This window comes from Moorena sp. SIO1G6, from assembly GCF_010672795.1.
In the GTDB taxonomy this organism is placed as follows: domain Bacteria; phylum Cyanobacteriota; class Cyanobacteriia; order Cyanobacteriales; family Coleofasciculaceae; genus Moorena; species Moorena producens.
The window spans coordinates 1-2129 of sequence record NZ_JAAHFZ010000155.1 but is presented as its reverse complement, the minus strand read 5'-3'; the positions used below and the strand labels follow the sequence as shown (position 1 = coordinate 2129).

The following is a 2129-nucleotide window of genomic DNA, read 5'->3' as shown; positions in this document are numbered from 1 at the left end:
TCACATAGCAATAGTAGAACTCGACTGAATCTCATTTAAGTAGAGACTCGTTAACGAATTTTCTCGTTTACACCGAGGGGGTCGGGGGTTCGAGTCCCTCTCTACCCACTAAAAGTAGTTATAAGAATTGCCTTGCTGCGTAAGCAAGGCTTTTTTGATTGGATGTATAGGGGTGGAGAACGGTGACTCTTTGTGAAGTATGACGCGATGCTAATCTCCTTGTTCACAAAGTAGGTCGGCCGATTTGAGTAATCCTGCGACCACTCAGCCATGCGTCTATCAAGATTACCGAACTTTAGTCTGGCGAAAAAGAGAGTGTGCAAATAGGAAAAGCAAGAGGAATCGGGTTATGGTAAAGGTAAGCAAACCAAATCATAGCCCAAAAGGATTCCATCTTGCTCAAGCTAATTGTACATCACTCACCGTCGCTCATAGGATTTTTGTTCAGCATAAACTTAAACCTGAGACTGAGTCGCCCGCAGTTTGGTCATGTATTGCGTATAACAGATAGCCTGATAACATCAGAAGCGAAACACAAGACAGTAGCAAGCCTGTATGAAATCATAGTCAATGCGCCAGATGCATCAAACGGATGTGATAGTTTAAGAATCGCCCCGTGGAGTGCGGAAACGATTCGGGAATCGAAACGGCGCTTCGTCATCGAAGAAATATGGAGATATGGCGAGTCAACAGGCGAGAATATAGTTTATGTGAGCGTAGACGACTCAACGGGCGAAAAAGATAAAGCAACTCGAAAGCTGGAGGCAGTCGAGTTTCATCATGACCATACCAAGAGTACGAAGAAGAAACCGGTCTATACAAATGGAACCGTTCACGTAACGGTACGTATTCAGATAGGGGTCATGGAATACGCCTTCGACGAACGTCTCTACCTGAAGGAGAGTACAGTCCGACGTCTGAACCGGAAGCGACCCAAAGAAGAACGGCTTCGTTTCCGTAAAAAGGGGAGCTTGGCCCAAGAAATGCTCAGGGAACTCAAGTCATTACTCCCCAAAGGGTTTAAGGTCTACGTCCTTTTCGATAGTTGGTATGCCTCCAATAAACTAATCAAATTCTGTCGTCGCAACAGCTGGCATGTGATTTGCGCAATCAAGTCTAACCGCAAGTTTGACGATAAAAAGCTATCTCAATGGAATAAAGCGTACAAGCACCGGCGGTATGAGCCAGTCTCACTTACCGCTACAGACCAAAGAAAGTTGACTTACCGAGTTCGCTCCATGAAAGGGCGACTTAACAACTTACCCTTTGACGTCTGTGTACTCATTTCCAAAAGGCACCATCGGGATCACCGCCCGAGGTATTTTCTGTGTACCGACACTTCGCTGTCTTCACGGTCTATACTGCAAAAATATCAAAAACGCTGGCCCATCGAGGTGGATAACCTTTACGTCAAACAGTATCTAGGCTTGACTGATTTCCGAGTTCAGTCCTTTGAAGCGACCGACAAGTGGTTTGCTCTTGTTTACTTGGCTTATGTTTTCTTACAGTGGCGGCTCAATCATTCACCGCCCGACCAACATCTTCACTCCATCGCTGAAGTCATTCGCCTTCATCGACAGGAGCATGCCAAGACTCTTTTACAAACCGCTTGTGAGCAGGCTATCGACTTACTCGATTTGCCTTACGTTTTGAATCGGTTTATCTCTCAAACGGTTTAGCTGGCTTCGGTCTCTTTCAATTGAGTGGATTCTCACGGTTCGGTATTGCACCGTTCCTACATGCCTGCTTGCCCGATTTCAGAAGGCAACATGGCTCTTTTACTCGTTTTTTTTTCTCTCTCTCTACTTTTCGCCAGACTAAAGGAAGTAAAATGCACTCAGAGGAAGCCAATGAGAAATTTAAATCTCCATTACCGACTCATTCGTCAGTTACACATCCGTTCGATGCAGAGGCCACAGTCTTGATGTACTTATAGAGCACGCCCTTCTTTACACTATAGTCAGGCGCGGACCAAACGTCTCGGCGAGCAGCCAGTTCATCATCGGATAGATCGACGTTGAGCTTGTTGTTAACAGCATCAATAGTGACCATATCCCCATTCTGCAGAAGTGCAATGCCGCCACCCAGCTGTGCCTCCGGTGTGATATGCCCAACCACAAAGCCATGGG

General features: G+C 46.2%; 1 protein-coding gene and 1 pseudogene. One reads left to right on the top strand and one right to left on the bottom strand.

What is annotated here, in order from left to right:
* Nucleotides 1-395: 395 nt before the first annotated feature.
* Nucleotides 396-1679, top strand: coding sequence for a transposase (locus tag F6K63_RS36655; RefSeq protein ID WP_353813180.1), 1284 nt, complete (start codon nt 396-398; stop codon nt 1677-1679).
* A 199-nt stretch (nt 1680-1878) separates the two neighbouring features.
* Here F6K63_RS36655 and F6K63_RS36650 read toward each other — a convergent pair.
* Nucleotides 1879-2129, bottom strand: a pseudogene (locus F6K63_RS36650) (dihydroxy-acid dehydratase domain-containing protein); the annotation flags it as partial.